The sequence below is a fragment of the Olleya sp. ITB9 genome (genome assembly GCF_001315805.1).
Lineage (GTDB): Bacteria > Bacteroidota > Bacteroidia > Flavobacteriales > Flavobacteriaceae > Olleya > Olleya sediminilitoris.
Window position 1 is genome coordinate 66,502 of record NZ_BCBW01000019.1, and the last position, 20,880, is coordinate 87,381.

The 20,880-nt window shown below is 29.1% G+C and carries 20 protein-coding genes; 14 read left to right on the forward strand and 6 right to left on the reverse strand.

The annotated features are described in order from the left end of the window. Positions 1 to 6: 6 nt before the first annotated feature. From ITB9_RS05355 to ITB9_RS05390, 8 genes are all read left to right on the forward strand, one after another. Positions 7 to 372, forward strand: a complete 366-nt coding sequence (locus ITB9_RS05355) for a hypothetical protein (RefSeq protein ID WP_054851439.1) — start codon at positions 7 to 9, stop codon at positions 370 to 372. Positions 373 to 374: 2 nt separating this feature from the next. Next, a complete protein-coding gene (locus ITB9_RS05360; protein ID WP_054851440.1) occupies positions 375 to 929 on the forward strand; it encodes an acyl-CoA thioesterase in 555 nt (184 codons plus the stop codon). An 82-nt stretch (positions 930 to 1,011) separates the two neighbouring features. Then, on the forward strand, positions 1,012 to 1,908 hold the full coding sequence (locus tag ITB9_RS05365; protein WP_054851441.1) for a hypothetical protein: 897 nt from the start codon (positions 1,012 to 1,014) through the stop codon (positions 1,906 to 1,908). A gap of 3 nt (positions 1,909 to 1,911) precedes the next feature. Next, the gene (locus ITB9_RS05370) at positions 1,912 to 3,366 is read left to right on the forward strand and encodes a radical SAM protein (protein WP_054851442.1); all 1,455 of its coding nucleotides are present in this window, start codon (positions 1,912 to 1,914) and stop codon (positions 3,364 to 3,366) included. Further along, positions 3,359 to 4,141, forward strand: a complete 783-nt coding sequence (locus ITB9_RS05375) for a class I SAM-dependent methyltransferase (RefSeq protein WP_054851443.1) — start codon at positions 3,359 to 3,361, stop codon at positions 4,139 to 4,141. Before ITB9_RS05370 ends, ITB9_RS05375 begins: the two co-directional genes overlap by 8 nt. Then, positions 4,138 to 5,520 (forward strand): B12-binding domain-containing radical SAM protein, encoded by a 1,383-nt coding sequence (locus tag ITB9_RS05380; RefSeq protein ID WP_054851444.1) that lies wholly within the window; start codon positions 4,138 to 4,140, stop codon positions 5,518 to 5,520. Before ITB9_RS05375 ends, ITB9_RS05380 begins: the two co-directional genes overlap by 4 nt. Beyond that, the gene (locus ITB9_RS05385) at positions 5,517 to 6,629 is read left to right on the forward strand and encodes a hypothetical protein (RefSeq protein ID WP_054851445.1); all 1,113 of its coding nucleotides are present in this window, start codon (positions 5,517 to 5,519) and stop codon (positions 6,627 to 6,629) included. The genes ITB9_RS05380 and ITB9_RS05385 overlap by 4 nt, the downstream gene beginning before the upstream one ends. Before the next feature lie 2 nt (positions 6,630 to 6,631). After that, entirely contained in the window at positions 6,632 to 7,381 is a 750-nt protein-coding gene (locus ITB9_RS05390) for a glycosyltransferase family 2 protein (RefSeq protein ID WP_054851446.1), read from the forward strand. A gap of 177 nt (positions 7,382 to 7,558) precedes the next feature. Here ITB9_RS05390 and ITB9_RS05400 read toward each other — a convergent pair whose 3' ends face one another. Beyond that, positions 7,559 to 9,154, reverse strand: a complete 1,596-nt coding sequence (locus ITB9_RS05400; protein ID WP_054851448.1) for a glycosyltransferase family 87 protein — start codon at positions 9,152 to 9,154, stop codon at positions 7,559 to 7,561. Positions 9,155 to 9,249: 95 nt separating this feature from the next. On the opposite strand from ITB9_RS05400, the gene ITB9_RS05405 reads away from it, so the two are divergent. From ITB9_RS05405 to ITB9_RS05420, 4 genes are read left to right on the forward strand one after another with little or no spacing between them, the layout of a single operon-like run. Beyond that, positions 9,250 to 10,434 (forward strand): hypothetical protein, encoded by a 1,185-nt coding sequence (locus tag ITB9_RS05405; protein ID WP_054851449.1) that lies wholly within the window; start codon positions 9,250 to 9,252, stop codon positions 10,432 to 10,434. Positions 10,435 to 10,437: 3 nt separating this feature from the next. Continuing rightward, a complete protein-coding gene (locus ITB9_RS05410) occupies positions 10,438 to 11,124 on the forward strand; it encodes an FkbM family methyltransferase (protein WP_054851450.1) in 687 nt (228 codons plus the stop codon). Then, positions 11,124 to 12,644: a radical SAM protein gene (locus tag ITB9_RS05415; protein WP_054851451.1), complete on the forward strand. Its 1,521-nt coding sequence runs from the start codon at positions 11,124 to 11,126 to the stop codon at positions 12,642 to 12,644. The genes ITB9_RS05410 and ITB9_RS05415 overlap by 1 nt, the downstream gene beginning before the upstream one ends. Then, positions 12,641 to 13,384, forward strand: coding sequence for a methyltransferase (locus ITB9_RS05420; RefSeq protein WP_082396070.1), 744 nt, complete (start codon positions 12,641 to 12,643; stop codon positions 13,382 to 13,384). Before ITB9_RS05415 ends, ITB9_RS05420 begins: the two co-directional genes overlap by 4 nt. On the opposite strand, the gene carB is transcribed toward ITB9_RS05420, so the two are convergent. Continuing rightward, positions 13,342 to 16,194: a carbamoyl-phosphate synthase large subunit gene (gene carB, locus ITB9_RS05425; RefSeq protein WP_028291242.1), complete on the reverse strand. Its 2,853-nt coding sequence runs from the start codon at positions 16,192 to 16,194 to the stop codon at positions 13,342 to 13,344. The two genes, ITB9_RS05420 and carB, sit on opposite strands and share 43 nt — an antisense overlap. A 105-nt stretch (positions 16,195 to 16,299) precedes the next feature. Then, on the reverse strand, positions 16,300 to 16,461 hold the full coding sequence (rpmH, locus tag ITB9_RS05430; RefSeq protein ID WP_028291243.1) for a 50S ribosomal protein L34: 162 nt from the start codon (positions 16,459 to 16,461) through the stop codon (positions 16,300 to 16,302). A 211-nt stretch (positions 16,462 to 16,672) separates the two neighbouring features. On the opposite strand from rpmH, the gene ITB9_RS05435 reads away from it, so the two are divergent. Continuing rightward, positions 16,673 to 17,251 (forward strand): hypothetical protein, encoded by a 579-nt coding sequence (locus ITB9_RS05435; RefSeq protein ID WP_028291244.1) that lies wholly within the window; start codon positions 16,673 to 16,675, stop codon positions 17,249 to 17,251. Positions 17,252 to 17,320: 69 nt separating this feature from the next. On the opposite strand, the gene cls is transcribed toward ITB9_RS05435, so the two are convergent. The 3 genes from cls to ITB9_RS05450 are packed head-to-tail and all read right to left on the reverse strand — an operon-like array spanning position 17,321 to position 20,421. Beyond that, positions 17,321 to 18,778: a cardiolipin synthase gene (cls, locus tag ITB9_RS05440; RefSeq protein ID WP_054851452.1), complete on the reverse strand. Its 1,458-nt coding sequence runs from the start codon at positions 18,776 to 18,778 to the stop codon at positions 17,321 to 17,323. Beyond that, positions 18,779 to 19,708, reverse strand: coding sequence for a lytic transglycosylase domain-containing protein (locus tag ITB9_RS05445; protein WP_028291246.1), 930 nt, complete (start codon positions 19,706 to 19,708; stop codon positions 18,779 to 18,781). A gap of 53 nt (positions 19,709 to 19,761) precedes the next feature. Continuing rightward, positions 19,762 to 20,421, reverse strand: coding sequence for a YqiA/YcfP family alpha/beta fold hydrolase (locus ITB9_RS05450; protein WP_054851453.1), 660 nt, complete (start codon positions 20,419 to 20,421; stop codon positions 19,762 to 19,764). A gap of 123 nt (positions 20,422 to 20,544) precedes the next feature. Between ITB9_RS05450 and ITB9_RS05455 the strand changes: the two genes are divergently transcribed. After that, positions 20,545 to 20,841 carry an N-acetyltransferase gene (locus tag ITB9_RS05455; protein ID WP_028291248.1) on the forward strand — a complete coding sequence of 99 codons (297 nt, stop codon included), beginning with the start codon at positions 20,545 to 20,547 and terminating at the stop codon, positions 20,839 to 20,841. Positions 20,842 to 20,880 lie beyond the last annotated feature (39 nt).

Here is a 20,880-nt window from a genome sequence, read left to right on the forward strand (position 1 = left end):
GATATTATGATAAAATTTTTAGTAAAAACCTTAATTGTAATTATATTAATAATAGCTGCATACTTCAGCTTTATCTATTTTGCAACTTATAGTGAAGGTGTAAGAGCTGGTGAGCTTGTTAAGTTTAGTAGCAAAGGTGTCATGTTTAAAACTTGGGAAGGCGAAGTTAGTCAAGGTGTGTCTGAGGCTCAACTTTTTAAATTTTCAGTAGAAGATAAAGAGACACAGGTTATTAAAGATCTAAACCGTTTGCAAGGTAAATTTGTAAAATTAACGTATTTTGAACGCTACAAAACCTTTTTCTGGTTAGGTGACACTAAATATTTTATTACTAAAGTAGAAGAAGACAAAGATCGACGATCTAATTATTAATTATGAAAAATTACAAAAAAGTAGACGCTTCACGCATTAGTATTTCAGAATTAATGCTGCCATCACACTCCAATTTTAGTGGAAAAATACATGGTGGATACATCCTAAATTTAATGGATCAAATTGCGTTTGCTTGCGCTTCTAAACACTCAAAAGCCTATTGTGTTACTGCTAGTGTGGATACTGTAGATTTTTTAAATCCAATTGAAGTTGGAGAGTTAGTAACCATGAAAGCGTCTGTAAATTTTGTTGGAAACACATCAATGGTTGTTGGTATTCGTGTTATTGCAGAAAACATACAAACAGGAGTTATAAAACATTGTAACTCGTCTTACTTTACAATGGTTGCAAAAGACGCAAGTGGTAAATCCACACCTGTACCTGGTCTAATTTTAAATGACAAAAATGAAGTCAAACGTTTTTTAAAAGCTTTAAAACGTATGGAAACAAAAAAACAACGTCAGTTTGAATTTGATCATCAAGATTTTTCACATATTGATTATTTACCATTACTTCAAGATCATAAAGTTAGGATAGATTTACCTGATAATTTTTAAAAATTTAGATAAAAAAAGAAAAAAAACAGTCGTCTTTAAGAATTATGAGAAATTATTAGTTAAATTAACAAAAAAAATAAAATTGCCTGTCCTTAAAACATTACTTTATTTTTCAATTTTTAATTATCCAATAACTAAAGAAGAAATTTATAGATATTCGGAAATTAATTCTATTGAAGACGTAAGTAAACAAATAAACTACTTATTAAACAAAAACGTTATTTTTCAATTTGGCTCTTATTTTTCTATAAAAAACGATAAACACCTAGTAAACAGAAGAGAGATAGGCAACCAAAAAGCAAAAGCTATTTTACCTAAAGCTAAAAAAGTAAGTGGTTTTATTGCTAATTTTCCCTACGTAGAAAGTGTTAGTATTTCTGGAGCATTATCCAAAGGTTACTATGATGATGTTGATGGTGACTTCGATTTTTTTATAATTACCAAACCAAATCGACTTTGGATTGCTAGAACACTTCTAATTTTATACAAGAAAGTTTTTCTACTTAACTCTAAAAAGTACTTCTGTGTAAATTATTTTATAGGAAGTAACCAATTAAGTATTGTAGAACGTAATAGGTTTACTGCTACCGAAATTGTAACCTTACTCCCTTTTTTTGGCAAAGAAGCTTTTAGTAAATTTATTACAAATAATGAATGGACAATGCAACAGTTTCCCAACATTGAAAAAGTGAATTTTGAAGCCATAAAAAACATAAAAAAGCCTTTACTTTCTAGATTTTTAGAGTTCATTTTAAACACTAGTTTAGGAAATACTTTAGACGATTTTTTTAGAAAACTAACGTTAAAAAAATGGCAAAAAAGTTTTGGACACTTAAGCAAAGAAGATTTTAAAATTGCAATGAAATCTACCAAAAACGTATCTAAACATCATCCTCAAAACTTTCAGAAAAAAGTGATTTTAAGTTTAGAAGAGTCTTATAATAATATAATAGAAAAGTATAATTTAGAGTACCTTTAAAATATGATTGATATTCTTTTTTCTCATTCCTATTTCTATAAATTCGACCAAAAGCAATGGAATAACAAAACACCTTTTCCTCCTTTAGGTACACTTTATGCTGCTTCTTATTTAAGAAAAAATGGTTATGCTGTTTCGCTTTTTGATACTAATTTAATAGATAATCCCAAAAGTGTTTCGTATAAAATAAAAACAGAAAAACCAAAATACTTTGTAGTTTATGACGATGGTTTTAATTACCTCACAAAAATGTGTTTAACCACAATGCGTGAAGCTGCTTTTAAAATGATTAAAATAGCAAAAGCATTAAACTGTAAGGTTATTGTTTGTAGCTCAGACTCTACAGATCACTACGAAAAATATTTAGATAATGGTGCAGATTTTATTATACAAGGTGAAGGAGAAATCTCTTTAAAAGAACTTATTGATGCCTTAACCAACAACCAAAATACTTCACAAATAAAAGGTTTGGTTTTTAAAAATAAAACTGAAATAATAAAAAATCCAAAACATGCTGTTTTAAGAGACTTAGATGTTTTACCAATGCCAGCTTGGGATTTGGTAAACATAAAATCTTATAAAAATATTTGGGAATCTGGCGGAAAACAATTTACATTAAACATAGCAACTACAAGAGGTTGTCCTTTTAAATGTAATTGGTGTGCAAAACCAATTTATGGAAATAGATACAATTCACACTCACCAGAATATATAACTAAGCACATTAAATTTTTAAGCGAAACTTATAATGTAAATAGGTTTTGGATGTGTGACGACATTTTTGGTTTAAAACCAAATTGGGTTCAGAATTTTAATTTTTTATTAAAAAAAGAACAACTAAACATCTCTTATTATATACAAAGTCGTGTAGATTTATTATTAAAAGAAGACACTATAGATGCTTTAGAGCAAAGTGGTTTGGAAGAAGTTTGGGTTGGTGCAGAAAGTGGTTCGCAAACCATTTTAGATGCTATGGATAAAGAAACCAAAGTAGAACAGATTTACAAAGCAACAAAGTTATTAAAAGCAAAAAAAATTAAAGTTGCATTTTTTATTCAGTTTGGTTATTTAAACGAGACTAAGGAAGATATAAATAAAACTATTGCAATGATTAAAGAGTTGGTTCCAGATAATATTGGAATCTCTGTCTCCTATCCTCTTCCTGGAACAAAATTTTACGACAAAGTAAAAGACGATTTACAATTAAAAGCTAATTGGACAGATTCCGATGAATTAGCCATGATGTTTAAAGGAACCTTTAACTCTAAATACTATAAAAAACTACATCGTTTTGTACATAAAGAGTATCGAAAAAGTCAAGGTTTTGCTAGTTTAAAATCTATTTTTAGTACGAATAAAACCACAAATTGGAGAGCCATTGGTTTATTACCTTATTATATTCCAACTTCATTTTTAGACAAAATAACGCTTAATACAATGCAAAACACAAATGATTAATAATTTTGATGTTGCTGCAAAAACCTACGATTTCGATTTTACATTGTCTAAAATAGGACAAGCACAACGCAATGTTGTATACCGCAATTTAAGCGCTGTTTTTAAACCTAAAAAAGCACTTAATATTTTAGAACTTAATTGTGGTACTGGTTTCGATGCTTTAAATTTCGCAAAATCTGGACATATTGTTACTGCTACAGATATATCTAAACAAATGATTGCTGTTGCACAGTCTAAAAAAAACGAGCACAATGTTAAGTTTGCTACTCAAGATATAACAAGAATAACTACAGCTTCATTTAAAACTAAATTTGACTACATATTTTCAAATTTTGGAGGTTTTAATTGTTTAACGACTTCCCAAATTGAAACTTTTTTTAAAACTTCAGCTAAACTATTAAAACCAAAAAGCAAAATCACTTTAGTAATAATGCCTAAATATTGCATTTGGGAATTTCTATATTTCGGCTTAAAATTTCAGCTAAAAAAAGCTAAAAGAAGACAAACCAAAAGCTATGCAATAGCCAATGTAAATGGAACTGAGGTTAAAACGTGGTATTATAATCCAAAACAAATTGAGGCTTTAGCGCAAAAACAGTTTAAGATAAATACTGTAAAACCAGTTGGATTAAGCATTCCTCCTTCGTATCTTGAACATTCAATTGCGTCAAAACCCTTTTTATTGTCAATATTTAAAGCTTTAGATGCTATTTTTACTGCTTCTTTTTTATCAAAATTCGCAGATCACTATTTAATAGAATTGGAATTAAAATGAGTATTGTTTTAACACATAGTTATTTTTTAAATGAAGATGATAAGGAGCAAAAAATAATGAAACCATATGCTCCTCTTGGTTTACTATACGTTTCTGGTTATTTAAATGAGCAAGGTATAAAAAACGATGTCTACGACTCTACGTTTTATTCTAGTAATGAACAATTAAAGTTTATTGAAGAAAAACAACCTAAAGTGGTAGCTATTTACACTAATTTAATGACCAAAGTAAACGTTATTAAATTAGTAAAAGCATTAAAAACTGAAGCCAAATATGGTTTTCCAAAACTTATATTAGGAGGTCCAGATGTTACTTACAATTTAGAAAACTACCTTAATACAGGAATAGATTTTATAGTAATTGGAGAAGGAGAGCAAACCACTTTAGAACTTTACAATGCCATAATTAACAATACCAATTTTAGCACTATTTCTGGTATTGCCTATTTGCAAAACAACGCTGTTTTTAAAACTGCTCCAAGAGTAAAAATGAAGAGTTTACTAGAGTTGCCTATACCAAATAGAGAAGCAATAGCCATAGACAAATATTTAGATACCTGGAAAACACACCACGGAAAAAGCTCTATGACAGTTAGTACACAACGTGGCTGTCCTTACACTTGCAAATGGTGTAGTACTGCTGTTTATGGACAAAGTTACAGACGTAGACCTGCTAAACAAGTTGTGCAAGAATTAAAGCTTATACAAACTAAATACAATCCAGATTCTATTTGGTTTGTAGACGATGTTTTTACAGTAAGCCACAAGTGGATAAAAGAGTTTTACCAAGAAATGATTTTGCAAAACATTAGTATTCCTTTTGAATGTATTACAAGAGCTGAACGTTTAAACAACGAAATACTTGAGCTTTTAAAAAAAATAGGATGCTATCGTATTTGGATTGGAGCAGAATCTGGATCGCAAAAAATAATTGATGCAATGGACAGACGTGTGGATGTAAATGTTGTTAAAAAAGCCATACAAAACACCAATAAATTAGGTATAGAAACTGGTACTTTTATAATGGTTGGTTATCCAGGAGAAACCTTAAACGATATAAAAGCAACGACTACATATTTAAAAGAAGCTAATCCAACTCATTTTACAATTACAAAAGCATATCCAATCAAAGGAACTGCATTATATACAGAGATTGAACAAAAAATTACCATAAAACCAGATTGGGAAACCTCTACAGATCGTGATATAGATTTTACACGTACTTACAAGACAAAATTTTATGATTATGCTATAAAATATATTGTAAACGAAGTAAATTACAGTAAAGAAAAACTAAAAACCAAACCCAATTTAAAAGCTCTTTTTAAGTTGAAAACAAAAGCTTTTGCTGCATTTAATATAATGAAATTAAGCCAATGAGAATAATAGCATTTATACTTTTTTCTTGCCTTTTTATTTGTTGTAAAAGCGAATATTCTGAAATTGATAACACTTCGGAATTAAAACTTAAATGGAATAAATCTCATCAAGATGACTCTATAAACAGAGCTGTAATTGGCTTACAATGGGCTTTATCGTATGTTGGATCAAATACACCTTGCAATTCCAAAAGCATTAAAGTTTCTGGAAATATAATAACTATTTATCCAGATTACGTTGGCTTTAATAATAAAGCATTAGCAGTTTTTAAAACTTTAATAAGTAAAATTAAACAAACCGAAGCTTTCAAAAATAACAACACGTTGGATTTAGGTCGCTTTATTACACTGCTACTTGCAAGTCCAGAACATTATTATGCACTTGTGGGTACACCAAAAACTTTAGAGCAATTAAAAGCAAAATACAAGCTTAATGCACAAAAAGGATATGTAAATAACTCGAGTGTAGCACTACAGGATAGAATTATTAGTTTTTCTGATTTAAAAGACCTTAATCAACTTTGGATATCTGAAGAAATAGATTCTATCTCAAAAACTATTTACGAATTGGAGACTATTGAGTTACTTAAAAACGGACAGTTACGTTTTGGTATTTATAACAAAAATGGAATACTTAAAAACGTAGCCAATAGTAAACATACAGCTGCAGGAAAGCCTGGTAAATGTATTTGGTGCCACGAGTCTAATTTAAACCAGATGTTTAAAAAACAAGACAATGTGTATGGTTTTTTATCAGCAGATGCATTACAGCAAAAAATAAAAGCAAGTAGGGATACATTTAAAAGGAAAAGGAAACTACTTAAAGAAACCGTAGACTTCAATAAAAAACAACAACACACTTTTACCGAAATACTTTACATTTCGTTTTTAGAACCTTCAGCAAAACGCTTAAGTTTAGAATGGAATATTAACGAAGATGAAGTAGTTAAAAGCTTAAAACACTTAAAAACTCACAAACACAAAGAGTTTCAGTTTTTAGGTGATTTGTATTACCGAAAAGATGTAGAGCAATTTGCTCCTTTAAAAGCTATAAAAGTTTCTAGCAGTGTTAGAGAATTATCCGCAAACGAAATAAATCATTTAAACTAAAAATGATAAATAACAAAAAAATAGTTGTTGTAATGCCTGCTTACAATGCAGCAAAAACTGTTGAAAAAACATTTAAAGAAATCCCTTTTAATATAGTAGACGATGTTATACTTACAGACGATTACAGCACAGATAACACTGTAAATATTGCAAAAAGATTAGGTATAAAACATGTACTAACTCATAAAAAAAATATTGGGTATGGAGGCAATCAAAAAACATGCTACGATAAAGCTTTAGAGTTAAATGCAGATATTATAATAATGCTTCATCCAGACTATCAATACACACCAAAATTAATACCAGCAATGTGCGATTTGGTTGCAAATAATGTAAATGATGTTGTTTTAGGATCTCGTATTTTAAGCGAAGGAGCAGTAAAAAACGGAATGCCAATTTACAAGTATATTTCTAACCGTTTTTTAACCTTGTTTCAAAATATATTAATGTCGCAAAAGCTATCCGAATATCATACAGGGTACCGTTGTTTTAATGCCGAAACACTTAAAAAAATTGATTATAACAGCAACTCTAACGACTTTGTTTTTGATAACCAATTATTAGCACAATGCTGTTTTACAAAAGCTAGAATTGGAGAAATATCATGTCCTGCAAAATATTTCGAAGATGCATCATCTATCAATTTTAAACGGAGCGTTACTTATGGTTTTGGTGTTTTAAAAGTGTCACTAATGTATTTTTTTCAAAAATTAGGTGTGTTTAAGTTTAATATATTTAAGTCTTTAACTTAAGTTATTTAGACCACTTTTGTATTGCAGTAGTTCTCTCTTCTTCCGAAAAAAAATGAAGTCCATATTTAGAATTGTAAACTTCATTTAAATAGTGTTCTGGAAATTTAATAAAGTTTTTAAAATTGTTATATAATACCAATACAAATCGATCTTTAATATAGTATTTTAAAAAGACTATCAATTGCTATTTATATTTATCTTTTTTAAAGTAAATGCTCCTCTTCTAGATTGAGAATCTGTAAGGTAATACACTTCTTTACTATTAATTAAAACAGGTTTTTTCTTTAAAGAAGGATCGTTAGTAAGTTGTTTCCCGTTTAATACTATTTGGTTATTTACTAGCTTACAAGCAGAAGTATTAAAGGTATTAACTGAGATTTTTGTTGTTACAGTTTCTTTACCATTTTTACCCAACGCAAAGTAAGTTAAAAGATTATTGGTTTGTGAAAAATCGTAAATTATAAAGAATTCTTGTGTTTTTAAAACATACTGTGACATCAATTTTTTTGAGTTACTAAAAACACTCAAATTAAAAGGGATTAATAAAATTATTGATGCAAAAATAAATAAGAAAGATTTGCGCTTAGCAAATGTAGAGAAAACAATAATAGCCAAAATTAGAGCAAACCACATACGCGAAAACCGCAGTAGTATTGGTAGATTTTCTAATTTTGACAAAGGAAAATTACACAATAAAAATAGAATTAAAAAAAAAGCTATTTTTTTCCACATATTCATTTTATTACTTGTAATATAAAAAGCAGGAATAATCCATAGTATTTGTGCATAAGTTGCTGTTCTGGATTGTACTAAAAACAAGGTGACAATCCATATAGAAAGTAAAGCCAAAACATCTTTTTTAACCTTAAAACTCATAGAAAAAGCTAAACCAAGAAACACAGCTTTAAATATCCAAATTATAGCAGTATATAAGCGTTCGCTATTATATAACACATTAGAATTATAATAGGAATCGTGAATAAAAAGTGTTTTAAAAAACACATCGAAAGATTGCGAGTTAAATTGAAAATTAACAGTGCTTTTATTTGCAATAGCATTAGGAATAACTTCGAGAAAATAGGTTTTCCAAACAGAAGTTCCTGTTAAAGTAATGCCTAAAACTAATAATAAAAATCCTGAAATAACAGCATAAATTATTGCTTTTTTATTATTGTTTAAAACAAAAACAACACCATAAAAAACAGGAAAAACTTTAAGCAAACTTGCTAGTGCCAATAAGGTTCCTCCTGCTTTTGCTTTGCCTTTTTCAATTTGCAAAAAGCTAAAAACAATAAGGGCAAAAATTAAAAAATAAGTTTGTCCAAATAATATTTGGTTTCTTATAGGTACGTAAAATAAAATAGGAATTACATAAACTAGTAAATGGCTTTTTTCTCCATAACGCTTAATTAAAGCAGCAATAGACAATACAAAGAGAATACAACTAATTCCATTAAAAACAGCTTTTGCTGTATATGCATTTTCAATAAATGCAAAAGGATAAAAAGCAACAATGTTAAATGGAGAATTTAAATAAAAATCGGCAAAAACCTCATTATAACCTAAAGACCATATATAATTGTTAAACTCATAAATATCGAATAGAAAAAACTCTGGAGTATTGTTATATATAGCTAAATGCGCAGGAAAATAGCTGTTTGCAAAATCGTGTAAAGGAAACGATAACGACCTATAAAAAACATACCCTAAAAATAAGAGTAATGGGAATATAGACTTAAACGTAAAAATATGTTTAATAATGTTTTGTTTCATATCACTCTATAAAAGTAATGCTAATTAACCATAGTTAAATATAAAACTCCAAGAGAAATAATGTAAATTGCATTTAGCTTTAGTGACTAATTTATATGATAAATAAAAAAAATATAACTCGAGTTTTACCTATTGCTTTAAATGGGTTTAGAAGTTTCCTAAGTCCAATAATATCTATATTTTTTTCTTACATTGTTGTACATTTTTTTTCTAAAGAACTTTGGGGAAACTTTGTAGAGTATTTACTTTTTATATTAATTACATCTGTAATTATTAATTGGGGAAATAAAACCTATTTAATGAGGTTATTTAGCCAAAACCCAAAAGAAATAATAGCTAATTGGCAAATGTTATTTAAAGCAAGGTTTCCTATATGCCTTATTATAATTTTAATAGTTCCATTTTTATATGGCATAAACACATCCATATTGTTAATAATCTGGCTTCTAAGTGCTTTTGTACAAAACTCCTTTTTATCTGTTATATTTTATAACAGAGATTATATCGAATTTATTGGCATCGAACTTACAGGTTTTGCAATTTTATTATTACAATTATACTTTTTAAAAACCAATATAACCTTATTAATTTTATTACAAACTTATGTAATTGCAATGCTAATAAAAGCAGTAATTACAGCTCTACTCTACTTTAAATATTTACGCTTTAAAAACATAAAAATAAACACAAAAGTATTGTTCTTGAGTTTTCCTTTTTTTTTATTAGGGATTTCTGGTTTCTTACAGTCTAAGATTGATGTTTACGCTTATAGTTTAATAACAAAAGGCACACCTTTAGGCGAATACCAAATAATATCTGGATTTTTTGTTTTTTCTCAATCAATAGCAATGCTGTTAATTTTTCCTTACGTTAAAAACATTTATAGAATGAGTTCTAAAAGTATACTAAAAATAAAAAAAGGCTTTGTTATTTATGGTTTTTTACTCAACTTACTAGTTGTAACATTTATCTATTTTTCTCTTTTATATTTTAATATAAAATTATCGTTAGTTCAACTTATTTTTGGTTTTATTATAGGCTATCCATGTTATATTTATAGTCTAGACATTTTAATGTTATTTAAAAAACACAAGGAATCTCTAGTTATAAAAATTTCGGCAATAAGCTTAAGTATAAATTTCGTCTTATCTTTAACTTTATTATATTTTGGATACAATTTTACAGGACTTTTGGCAGCTAATGCTATAGCTCAAATTTTTAGTTTAAGCTGTTATATTTATCTATACAACAAAAAAACCACCTATATAAACCTAAGTTAATAAATGCTATTTAATAATTATCTTAAAAAAAAAGCACTAAAAAAGCTATATAAATCATTAGTAATAACTAATGATTTGTGTTTTGATATTGGAGCAAATTTAGGATATAAAAGTATCATTTTATTAGAGTTAAAAAACAAAGTAATAGGTTTTGAGCCACAAACAAGTTGCAAAAAACCATTAAAAAAAATAGCAACTAAAAACTCTCATTTTTTATATGAAAAAATAGCAATAGGAGCAGAAAATTTTGAAACTGAATTAAACTTAGGAAACCATATAGAAATAGCAACTTTATCTAATAAATTTATTCAACATTTTAAAAATGAAAAAATTTATTGGCATGCAAAAGAAAAGGTGACCGTTAAAACATTAGACTCACAAATAAAAAAATACGGCTTACCTAAATATTGTAAAATAGATGCAGAAGGATACGAATATGAAATTTTAAAAAATTTAACTTATAAAATTCCTATTATCGAATTTGAATTTACAGGTGGCTTTATAAAAGAAACATTATTGTGTATAGAAAAAATTTCTAGTTTAGGTCATTATACATATAATTATATTTTAAACGAAAATCCTAAATTAGAAATTAAACAATGGGTTACTAAAAAAGAAATTTTAACCATAATAAAGGCGTTAAAATCTAAAAATCTACATGGCAATATTTTTGCCAAAATACAGAATTAATGAAAAACAAAATTATCATATTCAATCCAAAAAGTGCAAATGGAAAGCATAGAATACCTAATTCTATACTTCAAGTTGGAGGATCAATACATGGAAAACATGAATATGTTTTTGTAGACGGAAACCTAGAAAAAGACCCTTGGCAAACTATAAACACTTATTTTAAAACAGGAGAATTTAAATATTTTTGTAGTACTGTAATGCCTGGACCACAATTAAAACAAGCCATACCTTATACAAAAAAAATTAAAACACTTTACCCAAAAACCATAACAATTTGGGGAGGATATTTCCCGTCCAATCAATACAGAGTTTGTTTAAATTCTGGCTATGTAAACTATATTGTAAATGGTCCTGGAGACAATACCTTTCCTCATTTAATTGAGGCTTTAGAGCAAAATAATTTAGACGAAATTCCTAAAATAAAAAATCTTATATACCAAGACAATAATGGAACAAATCATAAAACTCCTGTCGAAGCTTTAATAAACCAAGATGATTTGGCTAAATTTCCTTATCAATATCTAAATAGTTTATATCCAGTAAATAATTATTTAGCAAAAACATTTATGGGACAAAAAACACTATCCTATCACTCAAGTATGGGTTGTCCTTTTTCATGTTCTTTTTGTGCTGTAGTACCAATTTATAACGCAAAATGGAAAGGCATGTCTGCTAACAGAATTTACGAAGATGTAAAGTATTTTAAAGACAATTATAATATTGATGCTATAGAATTTCATGACAATAACTTTTTTACATCTAAAAAAAGAGTATTAGAATTTTCTAAATTAATATTAAACGATAATCTTAGTTTTTGGGGAGAAGGAAGAATAGATACCATAAATAAATATAGTGACGACGATTTAAAACTAATGCGTAAAGCAGGTTGCAAAATGATTTTTCTTGGAGCAGAAACTGGTAACGACGAGGTTTTAAAACAAATGAATAAAGGAGGTACACAATCTGGACAAATGATTAAAGATTTTGTTTTAAGAATGAAAAAAGCCGATATTATTCCAGAACTTTCTTTTGTTTTAGGAATGCCTGCTAAAACCGAAGAACAAGTTTACAAGCAAATACTTTGGGATATTAATTTTATAAAAGAAATAAAAACCATTAATCCAGATGCCGAAATAATTATTTACTTATATAGCCCTGTTCCTACCGAAGGATCTGAGCTTTACCAACAAATTTTAGATGCTGGATTTTCGTTCCCAGAAACTTTAGAAGAATGGATAGATCCTAGTTGGGAAAGTTTCGATTTACGTAAAAACCCTCTTACTCCTTGGTTAAAACCTTATATGATAGACACCATTAAAAATTTTGAAACCGTATTAAATGGTTACTATCCAACGGTTTCAGATTTTAGAATAAGAGGTTATAAAAAAACAGTTTTAAAAGGAATCTCTAAATTAAGATACAATAGTGGCTTTTATAAATATCCATATGAGATTAAAGTGTTACATAAAATTTGGAAATACAGACAACCTGAAATAGAAGGGTTTTATTCGGAATGATTAGAACATTTATAAAAAAAATAACGCATCCTTTTTTAAAGTTTTTTACCGAGAATTACTTTAACAAAACACGAAATTACACCTATAAAAATATAACTGTAAAGGTTGTACCTAGTGTATTTCCTCCACATTATACAATTAGCACAAAAATATTACTAGACTATATTTCTAGTTTAGATTTAAAAGAAAAAACCTTATTAGAATTAGGTTGTGGATCTGGTATAATCTCTTTGTTTGCAGCATCTAAAAATGCTACTGTTACTGCTTCAGATATAAATAAAAACGCTTTAAATGCGCTTAAAACTGCAGCAGATTATAATAAGTTAAATCTAACTATTTTATATTCAGATTTATTTCAGAAATTACAAAAGTCACCTTTTGATGTAATTATAATAAATCCTCCTTACTACCCTAAAAACCCTAAAAACATTAAAGAAAATGCTTGGTTTTGTGGTGAAGATTTTGAGTATTTTAAAAATTTATTTTGTCAACTAGATACTAGAGAAGACAAACTTGTATTAATTATATTATCGCAAGACTGCGACCTTGAAAAAATAAAAAATATAGCTGATACGCATAACATAAAGTTGGAATGTGTTTTAGAGAAAAAAGTTTTGGCAGAGAATAATTTTATTTTCAGTATAAAAAAACCTCAATTAAAATTGAAGGTTTTTTTGTATTGTATCTATTTTGACAATTACTTACTTAAGTACATTTTACGTCTTGAGTATAAATTGTAAAATTCGTCATCTTTTAAATCGTCAATAAATAAGATGCTTTCTCCAGTACTTTTCATTTCTGGACCTAGCTTTTTATTTACATTATGAAACTTGTTAAAAGAAAACACAGGTTGTTTTATTGCATAACCGTTTAATTTTGGGTTAAATTCAAAATCAGTTACTTTCTTTTCACCTAACATCACTTTAGTTGCATAGTTTACGTAAGGTTCTCCGTAGGCTTTAGCTATAAACGGAACCGTTCTTGAAGCTCTTGGATTAGCTTCAATTATATAAACTTTATCATCTTTAACTGCAAACTGTATGTTTATTAAACCTACTGTATTTAATGCTAAAGCAATCTTTTTAGTATGATCTTTAATTTGTTGCATTACTAAATCTCCTAAGTTAAAAGGAGGTAATAAAGAGTTACTATCACCAGAGTGTATACCACAAGGTTCTATATGCTCCATAATACCAATAATGTAGACATTTTCACCATCGCAAATAGCATCTGCTTCAGCTTCAATTGCACCATCTAGATAATGGTCTAACAGTAATTGGTTTCCTGGCATACGACTTAATAAGTCTACGACATGCTTTTCAAGTTCTTCTTTATTAATAACAATCTTCATACCTTGACCACCAAGTACGTAAGAAGGTCTTACTAATATTGGAAAATCTAATACATCTGCAATTGCTGCTGCTTCATCAGCTGTTGTTGCAATATCAAATTCTGGATAAGGAATTTCTAAATCCTTTAATAAAGTAGAAAAATGCCCTCTATCTTCGGCTAAATCTAATGCTTGGTAACTTGTACCTAATATTTTAATACCGTAACGCTCAAGTTTTTCGGCTAATTTTAAAGCGGTTTGACCACCAAGTTGCACTATAACACCTTCTGGCTTTTCATGCTTAATGATATCGTAAATATGTTCCCAGAATACAGGTTCAAAATACAGTTTATCAGCAGTATCAAAATCGGTAGAAACCGTTTCTGGATTACAATTAATCATGATGGTTTCATAACCACATTCTGCTGCAGCTAAAACACCATGAACACAACAGTAATCAAACTCGATCCCTTGACCAATACGGTTTGGACCAGATCCTAAAACAATTACTTTTTTCTTATCTGAAACAATACTTTCATTATCTGCTTGTCGTGTTCCATCTGCAGTTTCAACATCGTTTTCAAACGTTGAATAATAATATGGCGTTTTTGCTTCAAACTCTGCTGCACAAGTATCAACCAGTTTATAAACACGATTAATATTTAATTCTTCACGTTTATTATAGACTTGACTTTCTAAACAACCCAACATGTGTGCTATTTGTCTGTCTCCATATCCTTTTTGCTTCGCTTCAAGTAATAAATCCTTTTGAATAGTATCAATAGTAAAAGTTGAAATTTCTTTTTCTATGAAATATAATTCTTCGTATTGCTTTAAAAACCACATGTCTATTTTTGTGATTTCATGAATACGACTTAACGGAATTCCCATTTGAATGGCATCATAAATAGCAAAAACACGATCCCAACTAGCGTGTGTTAGTTTATCTATAACTTGGTCGTAGTTTTTATAACCTTTACCATCTGCACCTAAACCGTTACGTTTAATTTCTAGCGATTGTGTTGCTTTGTGCAAGGCTTCTTGAAAGCTACGTCCAATTCCCATAACTTCTCCAACAGATTTCATTTGTAAACCTAAAGTCCTGTCTGATCCTTCAAATTTATCAAAATTCCAACGTGGTATTTTTACGATTACATAATCTAAAGTCGGCTCGAATAAAGCAGAAGTAGATTTAGTAATTTGGTTTTCAAGTTCATCTAAATGATATCCTAAAGCTAGCTTAGCTGCAATTTTTGCAATTGGATAACCTGTCGCTTTACTTGCTAAGGCAGAAGAACGCGATACACGAGGGTTAATCTCGATAGCAATAATATCTTCGTTTTCATCTGGACTTACAGCAAATTGTACATTACAACCTCCTGCAAAATCACCAATATTGCGCATCATATGGATAGCCATATCACGCATTTTTTGGTATGTTTTATCACTTAATGTCATTGCTGGAGCGACTGTAATCGAGTCTCCTGTGTGGATACCAATAGGATCCATGTTTTCAATAGCACAAATAATAACAACATTATCGTTTGAGTCTCTAAGTAACTCTAACTCATATTCTTTCCAGCCAATTAAGGCTTTATCAATCATGACTTCGTGGATTGGAGACGTCTCTAAACCACGTGTTAACAACTCGTCAAAATCTTCTTCTTTATAAACAAAAGAAGCTCCTGCTCCACCTAAAGTAAAGGATGCTCTAATAATTAAAGGGAAACCAAACTCTTGTGCAATTTCTTTTCCTTTTAAATAAGAAGTCGCTGTTGCTTGAGGTGCCATAGGAATACCAATATCAAGCATTAACTCTCTAAACTTCTCTCTATCTTCTGTAATATTAATAGCGTCAATATTTACACCTATTATTTCTACACCAAAATCTTTCCAAATACCTTTTTCGTCTGCTTCAATACATAAATTCAAGGCTGTTTGTCCTCCCATAGTAGGTAAAACAGCATCAATATGTGGATGCTCTTTAAGTATTTGAATTATTGATTTAGTCGTTAATGGCAACAAGTAAACATGATCTGCCATACTTGGGTCAGTCATAATTGTTGCTGGATTAGAGTTTATTAAAATGGTTTCGATACCATCTTCTCTTAACGATCGTAAAGCCTGAGTACCAGAGTAATCAAACTCACAAGCTTGACCAATTACTATTGGACCTGAACCAATAATTAAAATCGATTTTAAATTAGATTGTTTTGGCATTTTATTAATTTTATTTCGGTTATCAAAAATAATCAAATTTGGATACAAAAAAAGGCGTTACACCTAAGTAACGCCTTTAATATATTAACAATTGAAAATCATTAATTATCTTTTATGTCTAGTCTCAGTTGAAACAGATATTTTCTTTCTTCCTTTAGCACGACGACGCGCTAATACCTTTCTACCATTAGCAGAAGCCATTCTCTCTCTAAAACCATGTTTATTTCTTCTTTTTCTCTTTGATGGTTGAAACGTTCTTTTTGGCATTGTCTTATGTTTTTAAATCTAAATAGTAAATGTTTTAAATGTTTTAGACTTTCCCTAAAACTGAGCGCAAATATACAACGACTTTTTTATTTGACAAACCTAATTTTAAAAATATTTTTAAAGATTTTTTTAGTTTCTTTGTACTCCAATAAAAAATACGCCTAAAAGCGTTTAAATTTAAGTAAAAATAAGACATTTAAAATTAACAATAATGTACAATAAAGTAATAAAATTAATAATAGCAATCGGAATTTTTGGTGTAGCCATCTGGCAATTTGTAGAAGGAAACATAGGAAATGGTATCATGTACATCCTTTTATCTCTGATATTTGTCTTTTTATATTTTAAAAATGAATTTATTTTACTTGCGTTTTTAAGATTAAGAAAACAAGATTATCCTGGTGCTAAAAAATGGTTAGATAAAATTAAAAATCCAGAAACTGCTTTAGTACAAAAACAACAAGGTTACTATAACTTTTTAAATGGTATCATGGTGTCTCAAGATAATATGAGTGAAGCTGAGCGTTACTTTAGAAAAGCTGAAAAGCTTGGATTATCTATGGATCATGACATGGCAATGGTTAAATTAAACTTAGCAGGTGTTGCTTTATCAAAAAGAAGAAAGCAAGAAGCGACTAACTTATTGGCCGAAGCACAAAAATTAGATAAACAAGGCATGTTAACAGATCAGATTAAAATGATGAAAGAAAACATGAAACGTGCCCAAGCACCAAAACAACATTATGGTCAAGGTGGATCTATTAGAGCACAAAAAAGAAGAAGTAGATAATCAAACTACATTTTATAAAAAAAGGTCAAACTATTTAGTTTGACCTTTTTTTATGCAAAATAATACTACTTATAATAATGGTGCCCAAAGCCTACAATATGCTTCTTGAATGCGTTTTATATTAGAACGCTCTGTCCATTGATTAAAATCTATTTGAGCTGCACTCTCTAAATCATTCATAAATATAGCTTTGGCTTCTTTGGCTTTATCTTTATTGTAGATTAAAGCATTGATTTCAAAATTAATATTAAAACTTCTATAATCCATATTACAAGTTCCAATAGTTGTAAAGACATCATCTACAACCATAGTTTTAGCATGAATAAAACCTTTTTCGTATCTATAAATTTTAATGTTTGCTTCTAATAACTGTTCTAGATATGAATTTGTTGCGTGTTTTGCTGTCCAAGAATCGGATTTATGCGGAATTAAAAGCCTAACATCTACTCCACTTTTTGAAGCTACTTGCATAGCTGTAATAATCTGATCGTTTGGTATAAAATATGGTGTTGTGATGTACACATAATCCTCTGCAGTAACTATAGAAAAAAATATGGCTTCCATAATATTGGCCCAATCTGTATCAGGTCCACTGGCTGCTATTTGAACAGGTTGAATAGTTTGGACCTTATTTTGAGGAAAAAATGAACGGTCTAATTCTAAGGTCGTATCTGCTACAAAATTCCAATTTGTCAAAAATTGTGTTTGTAAAGTAAATACAGCCTCTCCAACAATTTTTAAGTGTGTATCTCTCCAATAAGCTTTATTTTCTGGATAATTAACATAGGTGTCGGATACGTTTATACCTCCAACAAATCCAATTTCTCCATCAATAATGACTATTTTTCTGTGGTTTCTGTAATTCATTTTACCAGCAAATCTAGGAAACAACACTGGCATAAAGGCATAAAAATTAACACCTGATTCAGTCATTTTTTTCTTCATTTTAGAAGAAATTTTACTACCTACATCATCAAAGCTTAATCTAACAATAATGCCTTCTTTTGCCTTTTGACATAATAAGTCAATAAACTTTGTACCGATTTTATCATCTTTTAAAATGTAATATTCAATATGAATATGCTCCTTTGCATTTTGAATATCTTTAAAAAGGATTTCAAATTTATTTTCACCATTTAAAATAATTTCGATGTCATTATACTTAGTTAATGGTGATTTATCATTTTTTTGAAGTAAATGAATCAACCTAATTTGATCTTCTTCAATATTAGCTTCGTAACTTGTTAAAGTCTCTGGATCAAGATTTAACTTTTGGTTGATAGACTTGATTAATGTGTTGTTTAAAACATCCTTTCGGTTAAAAATTTTATCTTTTCTATATTCTTGACCAAAAAAATAATATACAATCAATCCAAAAAAAGGAAACACTAACAATACAATAATGTATGTTAGTGTTTTAGTTGGATTAATTGACTTAAATAATATGGTTGCTACTGCAATAATTACTAAAATATAATTTAAGACAATTGCAACAGTCCACCAATATTGACTTATAAAATCTAGCATTTATGGGTTTGTTTGATAATATCCTTCTCTAGGAATGTCAATATAATATTGCTTTCTAGATTTGTTATTTAAATGAGGCTCTCTCAACCAAGGGTTATGCAATTTTAAAATTTTATAGTTTATACCAAACTGTTTTGCAAAACCTGCAAAATCCGTAACTGCTGTATCTACAGCTACCTGATAAGTTGGCACAGTAGTATATAAATCTTTATCTCTAAAATTAAATCCATATTTATCTGGGTTTGATAAGATTTCTTTTAAAGCTATAATTCTAAACACATAACGACCAGTTTCTTCTCCTAAAAGTAGATCGTAATAACTTGTTACATCTTGTGCTTTTAATCGTTTTGAAATCCCGTAATTACCTGCATTATATGCTGCTGCTGCAGAAGTCCAAGATCCTAAACTTCTTTTAGCTTTTATTAAATAATCACATGCTACTTCTGTTGCTTTTTCTAAATGGTAACGCTCATCTACATTATCATTAACTTCTAATCCATGCTCACGTCCAGTCGCTTTCATGATTTGCCAAAACCCACTTGCTCCTGCTGGAGAGCGTGCGTCTGTTAAACCACTTTCTATCACTGCTAAATATTTAAAATCATCAGGAATACCGTGTTTTGCTAAAATAGGTTCTATAATAGGAAAATACTTTTTAGCTCGTTTAAACATTAACAATCCATTAGATTGCCAATAAGTGTTTACTAAAAGCTCTTTATCCATACGCTCATAAATATCTGGATTTGACAAAGGAACTTCCTCTCCTGCAAACTCTAAATACGTTGGCATCTGTATAGCGTAAACATTATAATCGTTTATAATTTGTTTTTCAAAATTTTCGTCTGTTGGAGCATCTTGATAGGCGTTAATAAATAACATACCTAATGCTGCTAAACCTACTACTGCTAGGCTTTTTTGTACTATCTTCATCGTCTTATCTTTTTCTTTTAAATATAAAATATTTTATGTGATTTACTTAATGTTTAAGCAATTAATTTTGGTAAATTTTGATTAAACCATTTGTACCTATTTATTATCATAATATGCGTACCTCCTTTGATTGTAATGCAATCTGAAAGATTGGAAAACGGAAAAACCAAATCATTATCGCCATGGATATGCACAACACCATCAATAGGTTGTTCTTGTTCCCAACACACAACTTGTTCTATAGCCCAATCAAGGTAGTTTTTATCACTAACAGACAGGTACTTTTTGTATAACTCAATACGCTTGGTAATAGTATTCCCAAAAGCATATTTTGCTAATAAATCTATATTACTTAGCAATTGAGTTGGTAAAATCTTGTAAGCTTTGGTTGCTTTAAGTAGTTTCATACGTTTTGGTAACTCATGCTTAGTCTTTACACTTGACACAATAATTACCTTTTTAGTATTAATTAGCTTACTAATTTCTTGAACTAAAATACCTCCAAAAGAAACACCAATTAGGACTGGATTGTCATGTTTTATATCTTGACAAATACGTTTTGCATAGGAAGAAATGCTTTCGTTTTTTTCTGGAATTTTCCATTCTAACCAATGTATTTGATATTGATCTTTGGGTAATTTTATGTGCTCGAAAATTGTCGGGTTAGCTGCCATTCCTGGCATTAAATAGACTGGTATTACTTGCTGACTCATAAGGTTTTAACATTACGCAAGGCTATTGCTAATAGTTTTTTTTGTACATTTGTACTGTAAAGCTATAAAATAGTTTGGTACTATTTTTGAAACTCTCCCAATAATTAATAAAACTTTATAAACATGATTGATGCAGCAGAGTTAGTTGACAACGAGTTTTTACGTCAATTTGAACTGAAAATAGACGATCATTTTGCTAAAATTGAATACTCTTTACAGGAACGAAAGATTTTTTTAACTAAATTAATACTTCCTGAACCACTTAATAATGAAGAGTTTATTTCAGAATTTTTAAAAACTGTTTTGGACACAATGGAAGACCGCAACTTAAGTGTTGTGCCAACAAGTCCAGAAATCGCAAAATTTATTAGACGAAACAGACGATACAAAAAATTATTACCTGTTGGTCTAAGAATCTAAACATTGAAATAAAAAAACCGAAGTAAAATTACTTCGGTT

Coding starts and splice junctions, on each gene's coding strand:
- ITB9_RS05355 (WP_054851439.1), top strand. CDS start 7: ATGATAAAATTTTTAGTAAAAACCTTAATTGTAATTATATTAATAATA.
- ITB9_RS05360 (WP_054851440.1), top strand. CDS start 375: ATGAAAAATTACAAAAAAGTAGACGCTTCACGCATTAGTATTTCAGAA.
- ITB9_RS05370 (WP_054851442.1), top strand. CDS start 1,912: ATGATTGATATTCTTTTTTCTCATTCCTATTTCTATAAATTCGACCAA.
- ITB9_RS05375 (WP_054851443.1), top strand. CDS start 3,359: ATGATTAATAATTTTGATGTTGCTGCAAAAACCTACGATTTCGATTTT.
- ITB9_RS05380 (WP_054851444.1), top strand. CDS start 4,138: ATGAGTATTGTTTTAACACATAGTTATTTTTTAAATGAAGATGATAAG.
- ITB9_RS05385 (WP_054851445.1), top strand. CDS start 5,517: ATGAGAATAATAGCATTTATACTTTTTTCTTGCCTTTTTATTTGTTGT.
- ITB9_RS05390 (WP_054851446.1), top strand. CDS start 6,632: ATGATAAATAACAAAAAAATAGTTGTTGTAATGCCTGCTTACAATGCA.
- ITB9_RS05400 (WP_054851448.1), bottom strand. CDS start 9,154: ATGAAACAAAACATTATTAAACATATTTTTACGTTTAAGTCTATATTC.
- ITB9_RS05405 (WP_054851449.1), top strand. CDS start 9,250: ATGATAAATAAAAAAAATATAACTCGAGTTTTACCTATTGCTTTAAAT.
- ITB9_RS05410 (WP_054851450.1), top strand. CDS start 10,438: ATGCTATTTAATAATTATCTTAAAAAAAAAGCACTAAAAAAGCTATAT.
- ITB9_RS05415 (WP_054851451.1), top strand. CDS start 11,124: ATGAAAAACAAAATTATCATATTCAATCCAAAAAGTGCAAATGGAAAG.
- ITB9_RS05420 (WP_082396070.1), top strand. CDS start 12,641: ATGATTAGAACATTTATAAAAAAAATAACGCATCCTTTTTTAAAGTTT.
- carB (WP_028291242.1), bottom strand. CDS start 16,194: ATGCCAAAACAATCTAATTTAAAATCGATTTTAATTATTGGTTCAGGT.
- rpmH (WP_028291243.1), bottom strand. CDS start 16,461: ATGCCAAAAAGAACGTTTCAACCATCAAAGAGAAAAAGAAGAAATAAA.
- ITB9_RS05435 (WP_028291244.1), top strand. CDS start 16,673: ATGTACAATAAAGTAATAAAATTAATAATAGCAATCGGAATTTTTGGT.
- cls (WP_054851452.1), bottom strand. CDS start 18,778: ATGCTAGATTTTATAAGTCAATATTGGTGGACTGTTGCAATTGTCTTA.
- ITB9_RS05445 (WP_028291246.1), bottom strand. CDS start 19,708: ATGAAGATAGTACAAAAAAGCCTAGCAGTAGTAGGTTTAGCAGCATTA.
- ITB9_RS05450 (WP_054851453.1), bottom strand. CDS start 20,421: ATGAGTCAGCAAGTAATACCAGTCTATTTAATGCCAGGAATGGCAGCT.
- ITB9_RS05455 (WP_028291248.1), top strand. CDS start 20,545: ATGATTGATGCAGCAGAGTTAGTTGACAACGAGTTTTTACGTCAATTT.